This window comes from Roseiconus nitratireducens (assembly GCF_008629675.1).
GTDB classification, from domain to species: Bacteria; Planctomycetota; Planctomycetia; order Pirellulales; family Pirellulaceae; genus Stieleria; species Stieleria nitratireducens.
Window position 1 is genome coordinate 547,862 of record NZ_VWOX01000001.1, and the last position, 18,803, is coordinate 566,664.

At 62.3% G+C, this 18,803-nt stretch carries 12 protein-coding genes; 7 read left to right on the forward strand and 5 right to left on the reverse strand.

The window, feature by feature from the left end; genetic code table 11:
• The first annotated feature begins 289 nt into the window (after positions 1–289).
• Together FYK55_RS01805 and FYK55_RS01810 are read left to right on the forward strand one after the other, a co-directional pair.
• On the forward strand, positions 290–1,090 hold the full coding sequence (locus FYK55_RS01805) for an ECF-type sigma factor (RefSeq protein ID WP_150074278.1): 801 nt from the start codon (positions 290–292) through the stop codon (positions 1,088–1,090).
• Complete coding sequence (locus FYK55_RS01810) at positions 1,071–4,718, forward strand: WD40 repeat domain-containing serine/threonine protein kinase (RefSeq protein WP_150074279.1); 3,648 nt, start codon at positions 1,071–1,073, stop codon at positions 4,716–4,718. Before FYK55_RS01805 ends, FYK55_RS01810 begins: the two co-directional genes overlap by 20 nt.
• A 9-nt stretch (positions 4,719–4,727) precedes the next feature.
• Here FYK55_RS01810 and FYK55_RS01815 read toward each other — a convergent pair whose 3' ends face one another.
• Entirely contained in the window at positions 4,728–8,090 is a 3,363-nt protein-coding gene (locus FYK55_RS01815; RefSeq protein WP_235908345.1) for a PVC-type heme-binding CxxCH protein, read from the reverse strand.
• A gap of 254 nt (positions 8,091–8,344) precedes the next feature.
• On the opposite strand from FYK55_RS01815, the gene FYK55_RS01820 reads away from it, so the two are divergent.
• From FYK55_RS01820 to FYK55_RS01830, 3 genes are all read left to right on the forward strand, one after another.
• The gene (locus FYK55_RS01820) at positions 8,345–8,992 is read left to right on the forward strand and encodes a hypothetical protein (protein ID WP_150074281.1); all 648 of its coding nucleotides are present in this window, start codon (positions 8,345–8,347) and stop codon (positions 8,990–8,992) included.
• 129 nt (positions 8,993–9,121) lie between these two features.
• Positions 9,122–9,964, forward strand: a complete 843-nt coding sequence (locus FYK55_RS01825; RefSeq protein ID WP_150074282.1) for a fumarylacetoacetate hydrolase family protein — start codon at positions 9,122–9,124, stop codon at positions 9,962–9,964.
• A gap of 157 nt (positions 9,965–10,121) precedes the next feature.
• Complete coding sequence (locus tag FYK55_RS01830; RefSeq protein ID WP_150074283.1) at positions 10,122–10,598, forward strand: DUF1569 domain-containing protein; 477 nt, start codon at positions 10,122–10,124, stop codon at positions 10,596–10,598.
• Positions 10,599–10,731: 133 nt separating this feature from the next.
• Here FYK55_RS01830 and FYK55_RS01835 read toward each other — a convergent pair whose 3' ends face one another.
• The 4 genes from FYK55_RS01835 to lhgO form a co-directional block, all read right to left on the reverse strand.
• Positions 10,732–11,619, reverse strand: coding sequence for a serine/threonine-protein kinase (locus FYK55_RS01835; RefSeq protein ID WP_150074284.1), 888 nt, complete (start codon positions 11,617–11,619; stop codon positions 10,732–10,734).
• 261 nt (positions 11,620–11,880) lie between these two features.
• Positions 11,881–12,690, reverse strand: coding sequence for an ABC transporter permease (locus FYK55_RS01840; RefSeq protein WP_235908346.1), 810 nt, complete (start codon positions 12,688–12,690; stop codon positions 11,881–11,883).
• Positions 12,691–12,745: 55 nt separating this feature from the next.
• The gene (locus FYK55_RS01845) at positions 12,746–13,561 is read right to left on the reverse strand and encodes an ABC transporter ATP-binding protein (RefSeq protein WP_235908347.1); all 816 of its coding nucleotides are present in this window, start codon (positions 13,559–13,561) and stop codon (positions 12,746–12,748) included.
• Positions 13,530–14,738 carry an L-2-hydroxyglutarate oxidase gene (gene lhgO / locus FYK55_RS01850; protein ID WP_150074285.1) on the reverse strand — a complete coding sequence of 403 codons (1,209 nt, stop codon included), beginning with the start codon at positions 14,736–14,738 and terminating at the stop codon, positions 13,530–13,532. Before lhgO ends, FYK55_RS01845 begins: the two co-directional genes overlap by 32 nt.
• Before the next feature lie 92 nt (positions 14,739–14,830).
• Between lhgO and FYK55_RS01855 the strand changes: the two genes are divergently transcribed.
• Both FYK55_RS01855 and FYK55_RS01860 read left to right on the forward strand, forming a co-directional pair.
• The gene (locus FYK55_RS01855; protein WP_150074286.1) at positions 14,831–16,225 is read left to right on the forward strand and encodes a DUF58 domain-containing protein; all 1,395 of its coding nucleotides are present in this window, start codon (positions 14,831–14,833) and stop codon (positions 16,223–16,225) included.
• Positions 16,212–18,755: a DUF4129 domain-containing transglutaminase family protein gene (locus FYK55_RS01860; RefSeq protein WP_150074287.1), complete on the forward strand. Its 2,544-nt coding sequence runs from the start codon at positions 16,212–16,214 to the stop codon at positions 18,753–18,755. Before FYK55_RS01855 ends, FYK55_RS01860 begins: the two co-directional genes overlap by 14 nt.
• The last annotated feature ends 48 nt before the right edge of the window (positions 18,756–18,803 follow it).

Consider the following 18,803-nt stretch of genomic DNA (forward strand, 5'->3'; position numbering starts at 1 on the left):
CCAGACGGCGGAACGTGCCGCACGGTCGAGCGACGCGCTACGAACCGCCGCGGGGTGGCCGCAAGTCTCCGGCACCTACCCCAATGGCTTGAGTCGAACGGCGGGTGGTCCGGGCAGACCGGTTCGGGATCCCCCACTGGTCCGGTCCGGATCGGATCAGAGCCAGCAGAAGATTGGCCGCGCGAGCGGAATTGTGCTGACGAGTGGTGACGATTTATGCGAACATGGTTTCGCACGCGAGGCGGCACGGCGGAAACCCTTCCGGTCTCATCTTTTCTGCCCCGAGCTCATGACTGACTCTTCTTCGCATTCTTCTGTCACTCAAATACTGCGCCAGCTTCGCAATGCGGCCGACGAGGAAGCTCGTCAGGTGGCGGCGGAGAAACTGCACGCGCGGTACCGTCTTCGTGTGGAACGTGTCGCCCGGGGGCGATTGCCGGGCAGCGGCGGATTGGCTGACGAGCAGGATGTCGCGCAGAGCGCGTTTCGGAGTTTCTTTGATCGGATCGAAACCGGCCAGTTGGACGCACTCGTCTCCGGTGGTCAGGCGTGGGCGATCCTGGCGAAACTGACCAAGAACAAAGCCATCGATTCGGTCCGATACGACAACGCCAAGCGACGCGGTGGCGACGGGGCGCGGCGCGTTCCTCCGGCGGAGCGATTCCCACCGGTTCCTCCAACGCCGCCCCGGCGGGCACCGGGGATGCCTGCGGCTTCCGAGGCCGGAGACTCGCAAATTCGATCGCCTTTGCGGTGGAACGAGGACGAACCCGAGTCGCGCGAAACGCCGTTCGCCGGCGGTGGAGAATCGATCGAGCATTCTCAGGTGTCGCTGGATGCGGTTCGGGATCGCGCGCAGCGACCGGTCGACGAACAACTCGCCTATGATGAGGTGTTGCACCAGTTTCTGGAACAGCTCTCCGAAGCGACTCTGCGAGGGATCGTGCGATTGAAACTGCAGGGTTTCACCAATGACGAGATCGCCGACAAGTTGGGATGCGCGACGCGAACCGTCGAGCGAAAACTGAACCTGATCCGACGGCTATGGATCCCAATCCTGGAGGACCGAGATGAACGGGCCGGAGAGTGAGACCGCCGGAGGAATGCCGGACGAGTCACGCGAGAAGTGGATCACGATCGACCGTCTTTGCGATGCCTACGAAGCTTCGCTGCAGGACGGTCGCGTCGAACGCGCGCCCTTCCTGGCCGGCGTTCCCGATGCCTGGCGCGATCAATTGGGGGCGGAGTTGGATGCGATTGATGCCGCCTATCGCGATGCCGCCGAAACGCGGGCCGGCACCGCCATTGATGCGGACTCCGGCGGACATCGTCTGGGCACCCCGGGCAACGTGTCCAAATTGGCAAGCTTGGGTTCCAAAAAGGTTTGGCTGGGACGCTTTGAAATCAAGCAACGGCTGGGGACGGGATCAACCGGCAGCGTTTGGTGTGCCCGCGATGCTCGGTTGGCGCGTTGGGTGGCGTTGAAGATCCCGCATGCCACGCGGGTGATGAGCGATACCACCGCGGCCCGTTTTCAAACCGAAGCCCGCGCCGCGGCGGCAATCACGCATCCCAATGTGGTCCAAGTCTATGAGGTGTTGATTGAAGACGGTTTGCCGATTCTGGTGCAGCAGTGGATCGACGGTCCGTCGTTGGCGCAGCATCTAAAACGTCACGGGCCGATGAACTATGATTTGGCCGCCGACTGGATGACGCAAATTGCCGACGCGGTCGCGTGCGCGCACGACCGGGGAATTGTTCACCGGGATCTGAAACCGGCCAACGTGATGCTCAACGAAGGCCGCCCGATGGTTTTGGACTTCGGCTTGGCCAGCTATCCCGCATTCTCTTCCGGGTTGACGACCGAGGGCACGGTTCTTGGGACGCCGGCCTACATGAGCCCCGAACAGGCCGAGGGGACGTCCGACGCCAACCAACCACCCTCGGATATCTACGCGCTGGGGACGATTCTGTACGAGATGATCGTCGGTTCGCCTCCGTTTGTCGGCAAGACGCGGGAGGTTTTGTTGGCGACCAAGTCGACGATGCCCGCGCCTCCCCGAAGTCGGCGTGCGGGGGTGCCCCGTGACTTGGAAACGATCATCCTACGTTGTTTGACCAAGTCGCCGCAGGGACGTTACCGTTCCGCGGCCGACCTGCGCGACGACTTGAAACGATTCCGTCGCCGCGAGCCGATCCGCGCTCGCAAGGTTTCGGCACTCGAAAACGCGTGGTCGTGGTGCCGTTCGCACCCGGTGTATGCGTTGCTCGCTATCGGCGTCCCGTTGGTCGCCCTTCTCACCATGGCGATGACCGTTTCGCAAGTCAAACAGCACCAGCTGAGTGATCGCGCCGATGCGTTGGCAGAGCAGCAAAACGTGCTGGTGGAGGAACGCAGTGATCTGCTGGTCGAACGGGATATGATTCAACTGGCGCGGGCTTCGTTGGAGATGTCCTTGGGAAATCGAACCCGGGGCCTGCAGATTCTGGATAACATTCCAGAAGCACTGCGTGGCTGGGAGTGGAGGCTGCTCGATTCGCTGTCCACATCGCCCAACTGGCAACTTCTCCCGCGTCAAGGACGCGGCGACACGCCGATCACGTCACTGGCGATGACGCCCGATCAAAGTCATCTGTTTGCCTCTGCCGAAGACGGTTGCGTTTGGCAATGGCAGATCGATCCGGGAGAGGTCCAGAACGAGCAAGGCGATTGGACAATCTGGAATCCTCATCACTACGAACTGATTTGCGAAACCGAGGCGCCGGTTCGAAAGCTGGTCACGGACCCTCAAGGCCGATTTCTGGCCTGGATCCAGGGATCGGCGGACGTCGCCCTGTGGGACCTCCGAAAGGGCAAATTTATTACCCAACTGGCGCGGCCGGATTGGCAGGCAGGTTTGGCAATCACTTTCGCTGGCGACGGCCGTCATCTGTTGGTCGGCGGTGGTTCTCGGGATGATTCGGCCCCTCAGACCAGTTGGCTGGCCTGCTATCCGCTTGATCCCGACGGAATCCCAGGCGAAGTCGTCGAACGCGGTTGGAACGGTCAGGCCGCCGTGACGGGAATCGTTTCCAGCGCCGCGGGTCAATTCGTCATCAGTCGCGGCGGACAGTCTGGTTTGCCGGAATCCGACGGGATGGTGGAACGGTGGACGATTGCCGATCCATTGCAGCGACGCGATGACCTGCTTTGGCGGGGGTTGAATGTGAACGGTTTGGCCCTCGATCCGGATGCCCATCGTTTGGCCTGGTGCGACGGGATCGGGGTCGTGTACGTCATGGACCACACGGACCCCACGCGGGTCCGGGCGTTCCGCATCGGTGACCACGTCATTCGCAATCTCCGGTTCTCGCCAGATGGCAGGTTCCTGTCCGTTGGCGGGGAAAAAGGTTTTGTTGCTCGTTGCGAGTTGCCCAATCCCGCCATCGGCGATCCTGTCGAGCAGACACCCATCAACGGCAGCCGGGTACGGATGGAATCGTTGGCGTATGATCGTTTTCGAGGGCACGAAAACCTGGTCGAAGACTCGCTGATGTTTGTCGCCCGACGGGAAATCAAGGCGGCCGATGATTCTGAATCAGAGGCCCCTTTGCGGAGCGTCCATTGGCTGTTGACGGCGGGTGCGGATGGCCGTGTCTTGAAATGGGGCAATCCCGATCCTCCCTCAGTCCGCAGGCTCTTCTTGCCGAACGTGGATTTGGCCGACGCGGCCTGGGTGTCGGACGATCGTATCGCCGTGGCGACGGCCAGCCGCGGTCGACGACCGGTCGTGATCTATCGCGAGCGGCAGGTGAACAATTCAGCTTTGATCGTCGAACAGCGCCACACGACCTGTGTCGAACGTTTGTCCTTGCGACCGGGGATGACTTCCGCGCCGTCACCTGAGTATCTGGTCGCTTGCCGCGATCGCATTTTGTTGTGCCAGTCCGGCGCGGAGGAGGTCGTTGTCACCTATGAGAACACGACCCCGGATGAGCGATTTTCGGCCGCGTGTCTGATCGGTTCGGACTGGATGCTCGCGGCCACCGCAGCAACAGAATCAGAGCCCAAGGAGCGGAATGCGAACGACCCGGCGCGAACGCGGCTGCTGCTGTTTGATCGCCACAGCGGTCAACTTCGGCTGACGCGTCCGATGCCGCAGCTTGGCAAGATTCTGCGATTGGGCCTTTCGCCAGACCGGTCCGCCGTGCTTGGTGTCACCGCGGATGGCCACGCGTTTGTTTTGGCGCTCGGACAACCGAACGACGGGGGATTGGCCGAGCCGGCGAGGTGGTTCGACGGACCGATCATGAAGTGGAAGGCACACGAACGTGCGATTCAGGATTTCGATTGGATCGGAGGCGGGGACCGATTGGCGACGGTCAGCGACGACGGGACCTGTGCGATTTGGAGAGCCCGGCCGCACCCCGGCGCCACCACGCCCGAGTCAACCGGGGATCCCATTCTGGAATACCGGTTGTTGGTCAGCAGTGCAGCGGTCACCCGCGTCAGTGCGTCCTTCTCGGGAGATCGCCTGGTGACCGTCGGATTGGACCGCGTGATCCGGGTTTGGGATACGCGGAGCGGATTGGAATTGGTTTCCTTGGAGCCTCGGCAGGTCGCTCCGGTCGCGGTTCAGATCAGCCCCGATGATCGCTACCTGATGATCGCCGAAACCAACGTCGGGATCACGACCATCGATCTGGACCAGGCGTCAAACGGATCGCGTGACGATTAGCAACGGTGGTCACTCGACCTCGCCTTCGCCACGCCGGTTGACCTTCAAGCTGCCCAGGTACGCGACCAGGTCGCGCAGCTCGGCGGGTGTCAGGTGTTTGATCAGGTCCGCCGGCATCGAAGACTTGCCTTTTCGGCGGGCTTCGATTTCGTCCTGCAGAATCCGCTGCTGGGTGCCGTCGTTCAGCATCAGCTCCACGTAGTCGTCGGTTTCGGATTTGACGATGCCGCTGAAGACACGACCGTCGATGTCGATGATCACCGCGGTTTCAAAGCCTTCGGCCACCTTGGCGTCGGGCAAACAGATCGCTTCCAGCAAATAGCGGGCGTCGCGTTGTTTGCCGATGGTGGTCAACTCGGGGCCCACCTCGCCGCCGGCGCGGTCCACTTTGTGGCAGCGGACGCAGGACAGCTCCGTTTTGTTGAAGAACAGTTCACTGCCTCGCTGCGGGTCGCCCCCGGACAAGGAATCCAACCAAGTGGCCAGTGGATCTTCCTGAGCGATCGTCTGGCGATGGGATTGCAGTTTTTGCTGCAGTGCGTCGCCCAAACGGCCTTGGGCGGCACGGAGCACCTCCAGTTGGACTTCCGGAGACAGTTGCCCCGCCACGTAGGCGTTGACCGCGTCGCGGATCGCCGTCTGGGCCTCGGGGAGTTTCAGCTTGCCCAGGGTGTCCCAAGCTTTTTGCCGTGATTTCAGGTCCCCGGTTTTCGTCGCTCCGACAAAGCGTTGGACCGAGGATTCCGCGGCGTGGTCGGCCAACACCGTCAGTGCGGCCAGACCCAATGGTCCGCCCTGGTCGGCCGGGATCTTGCGGGCCATGTCGACGGCCACGGACGGTTCCAGCCGGGCCAACGCCACCAAGGCCTTGCCGCGGGAATCGGCGGCACGGGATTCCTGACCCACTTGCTTGGCCAACGCGCCTGCGATCTTCTTGATTCCCAGCTGAGAGGCAACATCAATCGCTTTCAGTCGAACACGTTCCGGTGCGGTCATTAGCAGATCGATCTGCGGTTCCAGGGCCTTCGCGGCGATGACCGCGTCGCGAGGTTCCAGGGGACGGTAGTCGCCGAGAACCCGATCCAGCGGATCGGGGGAGCCCCAGGAGGAAAGCATGTCCAGGGCTTCGATTCGCATCGCTTCGGGGGCTTCGGTCCGCGTGGCGTACTTGGCCAGAGCGACCGCCGACTCCGCACCGCCGCCGCGAAAGTTCGCGTTCAACACGCGACGTACCAACTGTTCCGATTCCATCGGCTGGTCGATCCGTTTAGCCAATGCTTCGGTGGCAAACGCGATCGGTTCGTCGTGGATGGCTCGTGCGGCTTCCAGCACCACCGCCGGGTCGGAGTCTTGCAGGAAACCGGCGATGGCACCACTTTTCTGACGACGAAGGGCAACGACGGCCAGCAATCGGGCTGTCGAGCTGTCGTGCTTCTGCAACGCCGTCAACTGGTTTTCGTCGGCCGCGCGGCTCAGGTACATCGCCGCGGCGTGGAACAGGGCTGGGTCCTGGCGGTTGTTCGCGACGAGGTGTTTGATGATGTTGTCGGCGGCGTCACCGGCCTCCAACCGCCCCAGGGCATCGATGACGTGATAACGCAGGCGTGCATCGGTCGCGTCCAGCTGGGCTTTCAGCGGTTCGACCGCTGATTCCCAGCCCAATTCTCCGGCGACGGTGGCAGCGGCCGCAACGACGATCGGGTCTTCATCCGCCAAAACGTTCGTCAGCGCCGATTGGATCTTCGAATCCGACTCGCCGTGACGAGCAAGCTGGCCCAGTCCCCACACCGCGTGGCGCCGCGGCACCGAGGCGCCGGACGCTTCGCTGGCCACCGCGATCAAAGCGTCGACTTGTTGGCGGCGGGCCAGCTCCCATTGGCTTTCCAGACGCACGCGGCGGTCCTGATGTCCCAGTTGGTCGACCAGCTGTTGGGTTTCTTGCTTCGTCCAGTCGCTGGCAAGCAGCGACTTCACTTCGCGAACGATGTCCGAATCGATGTGTTTCGGATCGGTCAAACGATAAAGTCGTCCTTTGCCCAGGCCGTCCCAGCCGTCCACCCAATCACTGACGTACAGCGCGCCGTCGGGGCCGAAGGCAACGTCGGTTGCCAGGCAGGTCCAAATGGGTTGGCTGTCAGATGCCAGTTCGTACGTCGCACCGTCCGGCTTGACGCGAAAGGACCGAATGCCGCTGTTGCTCGGACCGCCCCGAAAGTCGCAGATGAAAAAGGCGTCCCGGAGCAGGTCGCCAAACCCGGTTCCCGGATAGTAGGCCAAACCGCTGGGACCGTCGGTAAAGTTTGCGACCGGCGGAACGATCGCAGCCGGTTGGTCAGCGTTTTGCGGTTCCCAAATCCGCTCGCGGTTGAACGGGCCGCGGTCCGGCAGGTACTGGTAATACATCCGCCAACCCGTGTCGCCGTCTTGCAGCAGGTGCACGATACGGGCCTGGTCACCACTGTCGCTGTTATTGTCGACGGTGAACCAGTCGCCCTTGTCGTTGAACGCCAATTCTTGCGGGTTGCGAAGCCCGGTGGCGAAGACCTCCAAACCGGAACCGTCCATTTCACAGCGGAACACCGCGCCGCTGGCGGGATCGGCCAAGACCTCACCCTCGCTGGTGCGGACGTGATAACCCCGGTCTCCGATCGAGAAATACAGCCGGCCGTCGTACCCGCGGATCAGCCCGTGCATGTCGTGGCCTCGGAAGGCGACGCGCACGCCGTACCCGTCGGACAGGACGACCCGTTCATCGGCGACGCCATCCTGATCCTGATCGATCAGTTTCCAAAGCTTCGGGATGCAGGTGTAATAGACGTCATTGCCACGCACCAGGACACCGGCCCCGGTGCCCTCTTCCAAACGGTTGAATCCGCTAGCGAACACCACACTGTCGTCGGCCTTGCCGTCGCCATCGGTGTCGGTCAGCCGGCGGATACGGTCGTCGTGCTGCGCGTACGTCACCGCCGCCTCGCCGAGCAACCGCTTGTGGTAATCGATCCGATCCTGCACGGTCTTGGCCGCCAAGTCCGCCAGCAGCCATTGCCGGTCGTGGCCGCGATTGTCGGTGACCCCACGGTTCTGACGGAAGGTCTCGCACACGTAGACGCGGCCGCGAGAATCGATATCAAACGCAACCACGTTGGCGAGATCCGGTTCGGCCGCCCACAGGTCGATCTGCCAGCCGTCGGGAATCCGGATGGCCGCCATCGCATCGCGAGCTTCGCCCGATGCTTCCGCGATTTCCGGCGTCAGCGGCTTGGTCGATCCCAGATCGGCCGCCAACAACGGCGACGCCAGGATGCCCCAGGCCAGTGCGGATTGGGCCACGCGGGTCGCACGGCCGGTCAGGTATCGTTGCAAAGGTCTCATCTGCATTTCGAAGGCAAAAAAACTGAATCGCGACCGACGGCGGCCGTCCGCCCCTATCTTAGCAACCGATTGTAGGTCGTCCGAGGCATTCTGGTTCGATGTTTGACTCGGATCATGCCCATCGGTCGGGAGCGGGCATCGGGGGCGACGCGGTCCGCCCGACAGCCACTGGAATCGGTCACCCGTTAGAATTGGGTAAGGAACACCGCAAAGAGTGAATCGAGTTCCGTGAAAACGTCGATCAAAGTGGATACATGAGTTCTGATCATCGCCAGCCGGATCCAACGCCGCCGCGGTCCGGGCAATCTCAGCCCGAGCCACCTGAGCCTGAGCAATCTCAGCCCGAGCAAACTCAGCCCGAGTCCGTGCGCAAGTTGTTGGGTGCCCCCACCGATCCGCCGCCAGCGGACGAGGCGGCCTCGGGGAACGTGGAACCCCCGTCGGCGAACGCAGCTGCCGATGAAAGGCCGTTCGTTGCGAAGTTGGTTCAGTCGTCGGACCCTCCGTCGAGCAGCGTTTCGGAGAACCCGTCGGTCAGCGGAGATCCCCGTGCGGAGGACGCGTCGGACGTCCGGGTCGGATCGCCGTTTCGTACCGATCCGTCCGGCCCGGCACTCGCGGCAGTTGCAGCGGGCGATGCCCGGCGGCGGCCGACCTACGATGACCTGGGGCCCATGCAGTACACCGCGATCGGCGCGTCGACGGCCGGCATCCTGGTGTTGCTGTTCGCTGTGCTGGGAGCTTGGTGGTTTCCGGCCGGAGGTGCCATGGTGGCGATGCTGGGAACGGTGCTCTCCGTCGGCGGACTATTCGCGGCGGCCAGGTTCCGCTATGCGTCGATGGGAACGCTGGTGCTGCATCTGGGACTTTTCTTTTTCTGCTATGTCCGGTCGCTGGGTTGATCGACCCGCGGTGCCGGCTTGCGGGGGGGCGCTCCAGCCGCGACGATGCCCCCAGTTCCGTCGGCACGTTCAACCGGCACGGTCGCCGGCGCGCCAAGCACCTTCACCATTCAGGAGGGTCGGATCCCGATGCCGATTTGCCGAATCGTTGGCCCCACCGGCCAGCCCGAGTATGCGATCTATCGCGAGGATGCGGTGTGCCCCTTGCGCCACCTGACCGACCAGCCGCCGTTCGAAGCCGAACTGTTCTCCTTTGACTGGACATCAATCGGAGATCCCGATGCGATTCCGGCCGATCGCTGGTCGGACCAGGCCCAATGGTTGCCGCCAGTTCCTCCGCCGGAAAAGATCATTTGCATCGGGTTGAACTATCGCGATCACGCGATCGAAACCGGAGCGGAAATCCCGACCGAGCCGGTGGTGTTTGGCAAATTCAGTTCCGCGCTGATCGGGCCCGGTCAAGCCATTGAATTGCCGGCCATCTCCAAGCGGGTCGACTACGAGGCGGAATTGGTGGTCGTGATCGGTCGCGAGGCAAAGAACGTGACCGCCGATCGGGCGATGGACTTTGTGTTCGGTTACAGTTGCGGCCACGACGTTTCGGCGCGAGATTGGCAAAAAGGACGACCGGGCGGTCAGTGGTTGCTGGGCAAAACGTTTGACACGTTTGCTCCCTTGGGTCCCTGCATCGCGACCAAATCGGAACTCCCCGATCCGTCGAATCTTCGCGTCCGAATGGAACTCAATGGTCACACCGTGCAGGACAGCACCACCGCGCAACTGATCTTTGACATTCCGTCGTTGATTGCCCACCTGTCACAATTCGTGACTCTCAAACCCGGCGATTTGATTTACACCGGCACGCCACCCGGGGTCGGGGATGCCAAGGACCCGCCCGTGTACCTGAAGCCCGGCGACCGCTGCAGTGTGATCATCGAGGGGATCGGGACGCTCACGAATCCTTGCCGCTGACGCCAGTGGCAATTTTGGCAAAGTCGTCGTCCACGCAATCGGATGTCAGCAGGCTGGCGTCCTTACCATCGCCCGCCCAGTCACTGTCCGCTCAGTCACCAAGCGTATCCGTCACCGAGGGTGTCGAGACACGGCCATCGAAACCGGAGAATTTGACGTGTCCGTAGAACATCGAAGCTTGCGTTTCGAATCGATCCAGCAGGCGATGGCGGAGGCGGAGCGGTTGGCTTCAATCGACGTCCGAACGACCGGACAGTTCTCCTTGGGCCAGATTCTGGAACACCTGGCGCGAACTCTGGACATCGTCACCGGCCGGTTGTCCGGTCCTCCCGTTTCTGGACCGATGCGAATGGCGGCTCGTTTGTTGCGACCGTTCGTGTTGCGAAAAGCGAGTACCGGATTCAAGCTGCCGGCCAAGGCGCAGGGCATCCTGTGGCCCAGTGAACCGGTCAGCACCGATCAAGGGCTGGCACATCTTCGCGATTCCTACGAGCACTTTCGTGCTCCGGCCGAACTGCCCGACCATCCGATCTTTGGCCGGATGACGCGGGCACAGCATGACGCGCTGCAGTGTCGCCACTTCGAGGGCCACTTGGGGTTCGTGCATGAGGCGGAGACGCCCCCGGCCAGCTAACTCAGCGAGCTAATTCAGCGAGCTAATTCCGCGAGCTGATCAGGCGAGCGAATGAATCGCCGCGGCCCGACCGAAGTCACCCGGCGACGCTTCCGCGATTGCCAGCAGCGGAGGTGCGGGCGGGGCCACTGCATCAAGCAGCCTGTCGCGTCGACCGTCGCGTCCCACGGCCGGCCCCGACACGCTGCGCGACGCTGCGGTCCGACAGCGGATAGCGGATCTTGGCCAAGGCATTGTTCATCGCCACGGCATCGCGGAAGCGTTTGCGGGGCGACGGGTCGATCGCTTTGCGGATGATCGCGATCAGGTCGGACGAGACGCCGCGGCGGAGACGATTGTATCCGGGCAACGGGGCTTCGAAGGGGTACTCGGGCAACTCACCGGACAGCATGCGATACAGCACCAGACCCAACGAGAACACATCGCTGCGAAAACTCGGATGTCCCATCGCCTGTTCGGGCGACATGTAGCCCAGGGTGCCCGACGCGGACACGTCGTGCATGCCGGATTCAATCCGCGCCAAACCGAAATCGGTCAACCGGATTTCCTGGTCGGGAAACAGAATGAAGTTCTCCGGTTTGATGTCGCGATGCAAAACTCGGTTTTCGTGGGCGAATGCGACCGCGTCGACCATTTGGATCAGATAATCGACGATCAACGCCCGCGACATCCGCCGGCACATGCGGTCGGCCAAAGATTCTTCGCCCAAGGGAAAGACCATCAGGAACCGATCGCCGGCGAACTGGGCGTTTTTCAACTGCAGCACACCGGGGTGGTCCAAGCGAGCCATGATCCGGACCTCACGCTGCAAGTCGTCCAGCGATTGGCTATTGCTGACGTAGCGATCGTCGGGGATTTTGATCGCGACATGACGCCCTTCGATTGTGTCGAAGGCCGCGTAGACCGTTGCGAATCCGCCTTCGCCAAGACGCTTTTGAATCCGGTACTTATCCAAACGCGCTCCAACGCGCAGATTGCTTTGCGAAGCGGATTGATTGGAGAAGATTCTTAGCGTTGTCACAGTCACTCACGACGGTAGCGGCAGATCGAAGCGTCCCGCGGGTCGCCCGAATGCTGCAACGGGAACGATTGACGGGGCGGGCCGGAATGACCGGTCAGGTTGGTCATTCGCATCGGTTCCAATCGACCATCGCAATGCATCCAAAACACTTTTTTTTCCTGTGCCGGACGGTTCGACCGGCACGCACCGTCGGCAACTTCGCGCGAACCGTCCCGCTTTCACAGGATTCCGCTTGGACCGCGATCGATTGTTTGGCAAGTTTCAAGGATTGGCCCTGGCGTGATCCGCCGGCATCCAACGTCGCAGCAGTGTCAGCCCGATCAAGTGCACCGCCCCGAACAGCAAGACGCCCAGCAGGGTGGAAGCGAACACGGCCGCCATCAATGCATCGGTTCGCACAAAGCCTTGCCATTTGGTCATCAATGTTCCCAGACCGTCATAATCGGTCCCGTTGCCGACAAAGAATTCGGCCACGATGGCGCCGATCACAGCCAAGCCGGCGCTGGTTTTTGCCCCCAGCACCAGGTAAGGAACGGCGGCGGGAATCTGCAGGCGTGACAGACGGGTTCCGCGTCCGGCGCCGTAAAGCGTGAACAGGTCCGCCCATTGTCGATCAATCGCCGTCAGGCCCGCGGTCACGTTGTTGATAATCGGGAACAGGCAAACAATGACGGTCACAATGATGACGGTTCGCAATTCGTATCCGCTCCAGATGATCAGCAGGGGGGCGATCGCGACGATCGGAACGGTTTGCAAGAAGATCACGTAGGGAAAAAAGGCAAACCGGATTTTCCGCGAAAGCGAGAACACGACGCTGACCAGCGATCCGATCACGATCGCCCAGACCAGTCCGGCGGTGGCGGCCACGCCGGTGGAATAGAACGCTTTGGTCAGCGCCAGCCGGTTTTCGATCGCCGCTTCCCAGACCTGATTGGGGCGGGGCAGCAGGGCACGCGGCAGATCCATCCCCCAGGCAAGCAGTTGCCACAGTCCGACCGAAACCGCGGCGACCAGCAAGACCGCAGCCCATTGCCCGTGGCGGGTGGTCGGTTCGGTGGCAAGCGGATTCAACGGTTCGTCCCCGGTCGAAAAGTTCTCTGGTCTTGAAAGGTTCTCGTGGTGCCGATCAAACGCCGTCGGGCGTGCGGCCGGGATTGTCGACGGCGCCCCGCAAATGATCGCTCACCACGCCAAAAAAGGCGGCGAATTCGGCGGTTCGCATTTGCGATTGGTCGCGCGGCCAAGGGATCGGGTTCTCCAACACCGATTCCAGGATGCCACCGCGCATCACCGCGATGCGTCGGGAGAGCAGGATGGACTCGGCGATGTTGTGGGTCACCATGACCGCGGTGAATCGTCTTTGGTCCCAAAGCGACAGCAATAATTCTCCCAACTCGCCGCGGAGCATGTCGTCCAAGGCGGCAAACGGTTCGTCCAGCAGCAGCACGCTGGGGTCGGTGACCAGTGCACGTGCGATGGACGTTCGCATTTGCATCCCGCCGGAAAGCTCGTGCGGTCGCTTCTCACCCGCGTCGGCCAGCTTCACCGACCGCAGGGCATCCAGGGCGGCGCGGCGGCGTTCTTGGGGCTGACCGCGACCGATGATGTCCAAGGGCAATTGGACGTTCTCCAGCGCCGTCGCCCAGGGCAGCAGGGACGGTTGTTGAAACACAAATCCGATCTGTCCGCGGGAGGTGTCCGCCGGTGGGTTCATTTCGACGCGGCCCACCGTCATCGGTTGCAGCCCCGCGATTGCCCGCAGCAGCGTTGTCTTTCCGCAGCCGCTGGGACCGATCAGCGAGATGATTTCACCACCGCCGACGTGCAGGGTCAAATCCGACACGGCGAAGTCGTTGCGTCCGAAAGCGACCCCCACACTGCAGCACTCGATGGACGAAGCGGCCGACATGTCAAGACGTTCCGATTCGGTCAAGGATCGCATCGGCGATCGCCAGCGAAGCCGTGGCAGCCGGCGAGGGGGCGTTCAGCACGTGGATGGCCGCTTCGGCCTTGTGGACCAGGAAATCGTCGACCAGCCTTCCGTCACTGGCAACCGCCTGGGCGCGGACTCCTGCGCGACCGCGAACCAGATCGTCGGTGGTGACCGATGGCAGCAACTTCTGCAGGGCCGTCACGAAGGCGGACTTGCTGAGCGAGCGATGCATTTCGCCCAGTCCCATCCGCCAATGCTTTCTCGCCAGCCTGCGGAAACCGGCATAGCGGAGCGTCCCCCACAGTTCCGACACATTGATCTTCGACCAACCGTAGCCTTCGCGCGCCAGGGCCAAGACGGCATTGGGGCCGCATTCCACCCCGCCGCCGATCATCCGCGTGAAGTGAACGCCCAGAAACGGAAACGACGGATCGGGGACCGGATAGATCAGATGACGGACCAGGTTCTCCCGTTCCGGTTTCAGTTCGTAATACTCACCACGGAACGGCACGATGCGGACTCCGGGGGCCAGCCCGCACAGGCGACAGATCTGATCGCTGTGCAATCCGCCGCAGTTGATCAACAGCCCCGCGTCGTGAGTCCGGTTCCGGGTATCGGTGACCCGCACGCTTTCTGATTTGATCTTGATCGCGACGGCACGACTGTCCAGCCGGACGACGCCGCGTCCGCGATTGATCTGTTCGGCCAGTTGCCGGCAAACCTGCGGATAGTCCACGATGCCGGTTTCGGGCACCAACAGCGCGGCGATTCCCGCGGCGGCCGGTTCACGTTGTCGGAGTTGGTCACTGTCCAGCCGTTCCATGGCCACGCCGTTTTGGGTTCCCCGTTGGGCGATCGCATCAAGCGACTGCAATTCCGATTCGCTGGTGGCGACGACCACCTTTCCGCAGCGTTCCCAGGGGACGTTGTACTGCTGGCAAAACGCTTCCAATTGCGTCTTGCCGTCGCGGCAGGTCAGGGCTTTCTGGGAACCCGGCTTGTAATAGATTCCGCTGTGGATCACTCCCGAATTCCGGCCGCTTTGGTGATGGGCGACTTCACGTTCGGCTTCCAGTACCGCCACGGTGCAGTCGGGGAACCGTCGTTGCAGCTTCCACGCCGTGGCCAGTCCGATGATCCCGCCGCCGATCACCAGAAAGTCGCTGTGGAAGTTTTCGGTCGCCATGCTCGCTCAGGTCCCAAGTGCCACGTTCCGCCGACGATCGGTCGGCGGTTTGGTACTATAGTGATGGTCCAATCTCTCTTCGCATACCACCCATGGTGCCTCGTCTCTTGCGACCCCGCTATCGATATCGACTGACGCGTCTGGGATTCCATTTCTTGTTCGTCGCACTATTCGCCATCATTGGCGGTTCGTTGCGGGGATTCAACTTATTGCTGATCCTGGCCGGGTTGATGATCAGCGTGGTGATCGTTCAGTGGCGCCAGGGGCGTCATGACATCCGTCACACGCAGATGCGGCGGTTGCCGGTTGCCGGTGCGTTTGCGAATGAGCCAGTGTTGATCCACTACGAAGTGCGGAACACAAGTCGGTTTTTTCCGTTGTGGTTGATCCGGATCCAGGATTCCCTGCAGCGGCGATTTCCCGCCGGCGAGAGGGAAGCAGCCGGGGGGACGGAACGGATCGAACGGGCACCCCTCGTCGCCAGCGTGGGTTTGGTGCCGCCGGGCGGGATCACCACCACTTCGGTGCGTTGCCAGTTTCACCAGCGGGGATGTTATCAGCTGGGGCCAACGTACGCGTCGACGACGTTTCCGTTTTCGTTGATGCAATGCGACCGGATGAACCGGTCGACTGCGGAATGGTTGTACGTCTATCCGAACCTGATTCCCCTGCGTCGCGGATGGCAAGTGTTGTTGCCGCCGCGCCGGGGCGGGGAAGGCAACCGATCGACCGGCGGAACGAATCACGACGGAGAGTTCTTCGGGCTCCGACCCTGGCAATCCGGGGACCACATCAAGCACGTCCATTGGCGGACGACCGCTCGGATTGGCGTTCCGGCCGTTCGGCAGTTCGAACAACGCAACCGGCACCGAGTCTGTCTTTTGGTTGATGGCCTGGTCTCCACGCGGAGCGCCCGCGACATGCGGTCGTTCGAAACCGTTCTCAGTCTGGCGGCGACGATGATCATGGAACTGGCCACGCGCACCCGATCGGTCGGTCTGCTGGTTGCCGACGCTTGCGAGGAGCCAGCGTTTCTGCAAGCTAGTGGAAGCGACTTGACGGGATTGTTGCGTCGTTTGGCCATTGCCCGCCCCTGCTTGTCGCGTCTTCCCGCGGGGCGCCGCGGTGCGTCGCCGTCCGAGGACCTCGATCGGCTGACCGACGTCGTGACCGAGCATGCCAACGAACTTCGACGCTTCGACATCGTCGCGATCAGCAACCGGCCGATTTCCGCGATCACGCGGGCCCCGTCGGTCGCGGTCGATGCATCGCAAACCGCTGCGCCGGCAGAACGTCAGCACCGTGCTGCGGAAAGCCGTGCCATGGCGAAACGTGCCGGGGGGATTTGGCACTATTTCGACCAGTCCGGGCGGCTCAGTTGGCTGGATGTGGAGTCGCCGCGCGTGCGACGCTACCTTGCCGATGAGCCTGCCGGTCCGATGAAGCGGCGTTGGTCTTCCACGGAGGCATCGCATGTCATTGGCTGACACCGGTGTTCCCACCGGGCAGGACGATCGCGCGTTCGACCCAACGGTTGCCCCGGAGCCCGATGCGCCGGTTCGGCGACGGTTGGAATTTCAATTCGCGTTGCTGTCGGCCGCCGGCGGCTTGGTTCTGTCCAGCGGGCAGGGGACGGAAGGGATCGCGGTGCTGGCCGTGTTTGCCGCCGTCTTCGGATTCGTGTTCGTCGATTGGCTGCGGTGGTTTGAATTGCCGCCGGTGGGTGCCTACCTGGCGATGGGCGGTGCGGCGGCCTACTGCGTGCGCGACTTTTGGGGCCTGCAACAGCGTGGCGAGCCACAGATGGTGTCCGTGGCATTGCTGCTGGTGTTGGTCCAAGCGGTCTTGATGATGCAACGGAAGTCGCGGAGGATCCTGGAGCAGTTGGCGGTGTTTTGCTTGCTGGAGTTGGTCGTCGCCGCGATCTTCAATGATGCGATCAGTTTTGGGTTGCTGATGATCCCGATCGGGCTGGTCGGCGCCTGCGCGCTCAGCTTGCTGGGGTTTGTCGCAACACTGGAAAGTCTGGAGGTGCGTGTGGCATCCCGGACGTCGCCCACCGCGGAGTCGCGTTGGGGACGGCTGCTGCATCTGTTGATCGGCTATCCGGACGAAACACAAGCGGCCAGTTCCTTCGTTTCCACGGCAACCCCCGCGTCGGTCCGTTCGATCCGTCGCTCGGCAACGGCCTGGTCTCGCTACGCACTGCTGACGCTTTCGCCCGCCGTCTTCCTGATCGCCGCGGCCTTCTTTTACGTCCTGCCACGAAAGGTGGATGCCGAACGGTCGGTGGGGGGCGGCGCACCGTTGGTCGGGTTTGACGACGAGGTGCGGCTGCAGCAGCTTGGGCAGGTGATGCAAAACCCCAAGCGAGCGCTCAAGATCGAATTGACCGACCAGACGACCGATCGTCCGTATCGGCTGAACGGCAGCTTGTACCTGCGTGGCAAAGTGCTGGAAAGGTACTCCGTTGATTTCTCTCGTTCCCGTCCGGTGTCCATGTGGACTTCGGCCGATGATTCGACGTCTGTCTCTCGCCGGCTTCCTGAACGATACCTCCCGAGAAGCGGTGATGCCGCGACACTGTACGATCGGGTGGATGTCAAAGTCACTTGCGAGGCAATGAGCCGACCGGCGCTGTTTGCGATCGCCCCGTACTACGTCAGCGGTGACGCGACCGACGTGGTCCACAACGTCGAACAAGGGACCCTGTCGCGCGAGTACACCACCCCGCCCTACCCGCGGATCGCGTACCGGTTCGGCACGAACGCGTTTTATCAGGGAGTCCAGACCGGTTGGATTGCCGAGCCGTCCGCGATCGAAGGCTCGCTGTCTTCGTCCGGATTCGATCTTGCTCGGGTGTTCTGGGAGCAAAGTCTGGTCCCACGCTACCGCCGTGAACTGCTGCAATACGACGCATCGCTGGTCCCCACCGCCGCCGCGATGGCCGATCGGATCGTGAAGCAATTGCCGCCCGATGAACGCACGGAGGCGGGGATTGCCAGGGCCATGGAGACGTTTTTGGCAAACGACGCCAACTTCACCTACACATTGAATTTGGACTCTTCGCCGGTTCCCGGCGTTGACCCGATCGAGCAGTTCTTGGCCACCGATCGCCGTGGCCACTGTCAGTATTTCGCGTCATCTTTGGCGATGATGTTGCGCAGCGTGCAAATCCCCTGCCGCGTGGTCGTCGGATACCGCACCGAGGAATACAACCAGATCGGTGAATACTATGTTGCCCGCCAATTGCACGCCCATTCATGGGTTGAAGCCCTGATCGATGCCGATCAAATGCCGGGTCGTCTGGTCGTGCCCGGTCAACCAAAAACACGCCACTATTGGATGCGGTTGGACCCGACGCCGGGAGCAAGCCTGGTGGAAGATCGAGCGGACGGCCGCGCCGGTGGAATCGTCGGCTTGGCAAACAACTTGTGGGAAGATTACGTCGTTGAGATGGACGCCGAACGGCAGTCCGATGAATTGGCCGAAGCTGCCGGATTGAGGCGGGTCAGTTCGTCCTACAAGAGTCTGTTCCAAACGATCGAACAAAAGCTTGCTTCTCTGCGGGCGGGAAACTTGGGGGGCGGTGAACTGAGTCTTCGTCGACGCGTCCCCCTGCGTTGGTTGTTCGCGGGGATCGTCAGCCTGGCAATTCTTCTGTTGTTGCTCAAGGCTCGCTGGCCTGGTTGGTTTCGGTTCAGCCGTTCTCGGCGTGGGCACACGGCGATCCAAGAACCGGGCGAGCGGTTTTACGCAGAAACGCTCCGGCAACTGCGTCGCGTGGGGATCGAGCGGCATTCGGATGAAACGCCGCGGGAGCTGTTGCAACGCGTCGGAACGCAGTTCACCAGGCTGCTGCCCGGTCTGCGAGTGCTGACCGAAGGCTTCGAGGGGGTGCGCTACGGTGCGGGCGATCGCGGCGTCCCCAACCGTCTGGAATCCGCGTTGGACGAGTTGACCACGGCGATCAACACGACGTTGGAGGAATCGTCGCCCGGCCCGGCCGGCAGGTAGCGGGGCCGGATACCGCTGATCCCGCAGGTGACCGGTTGCGTGAGCCGT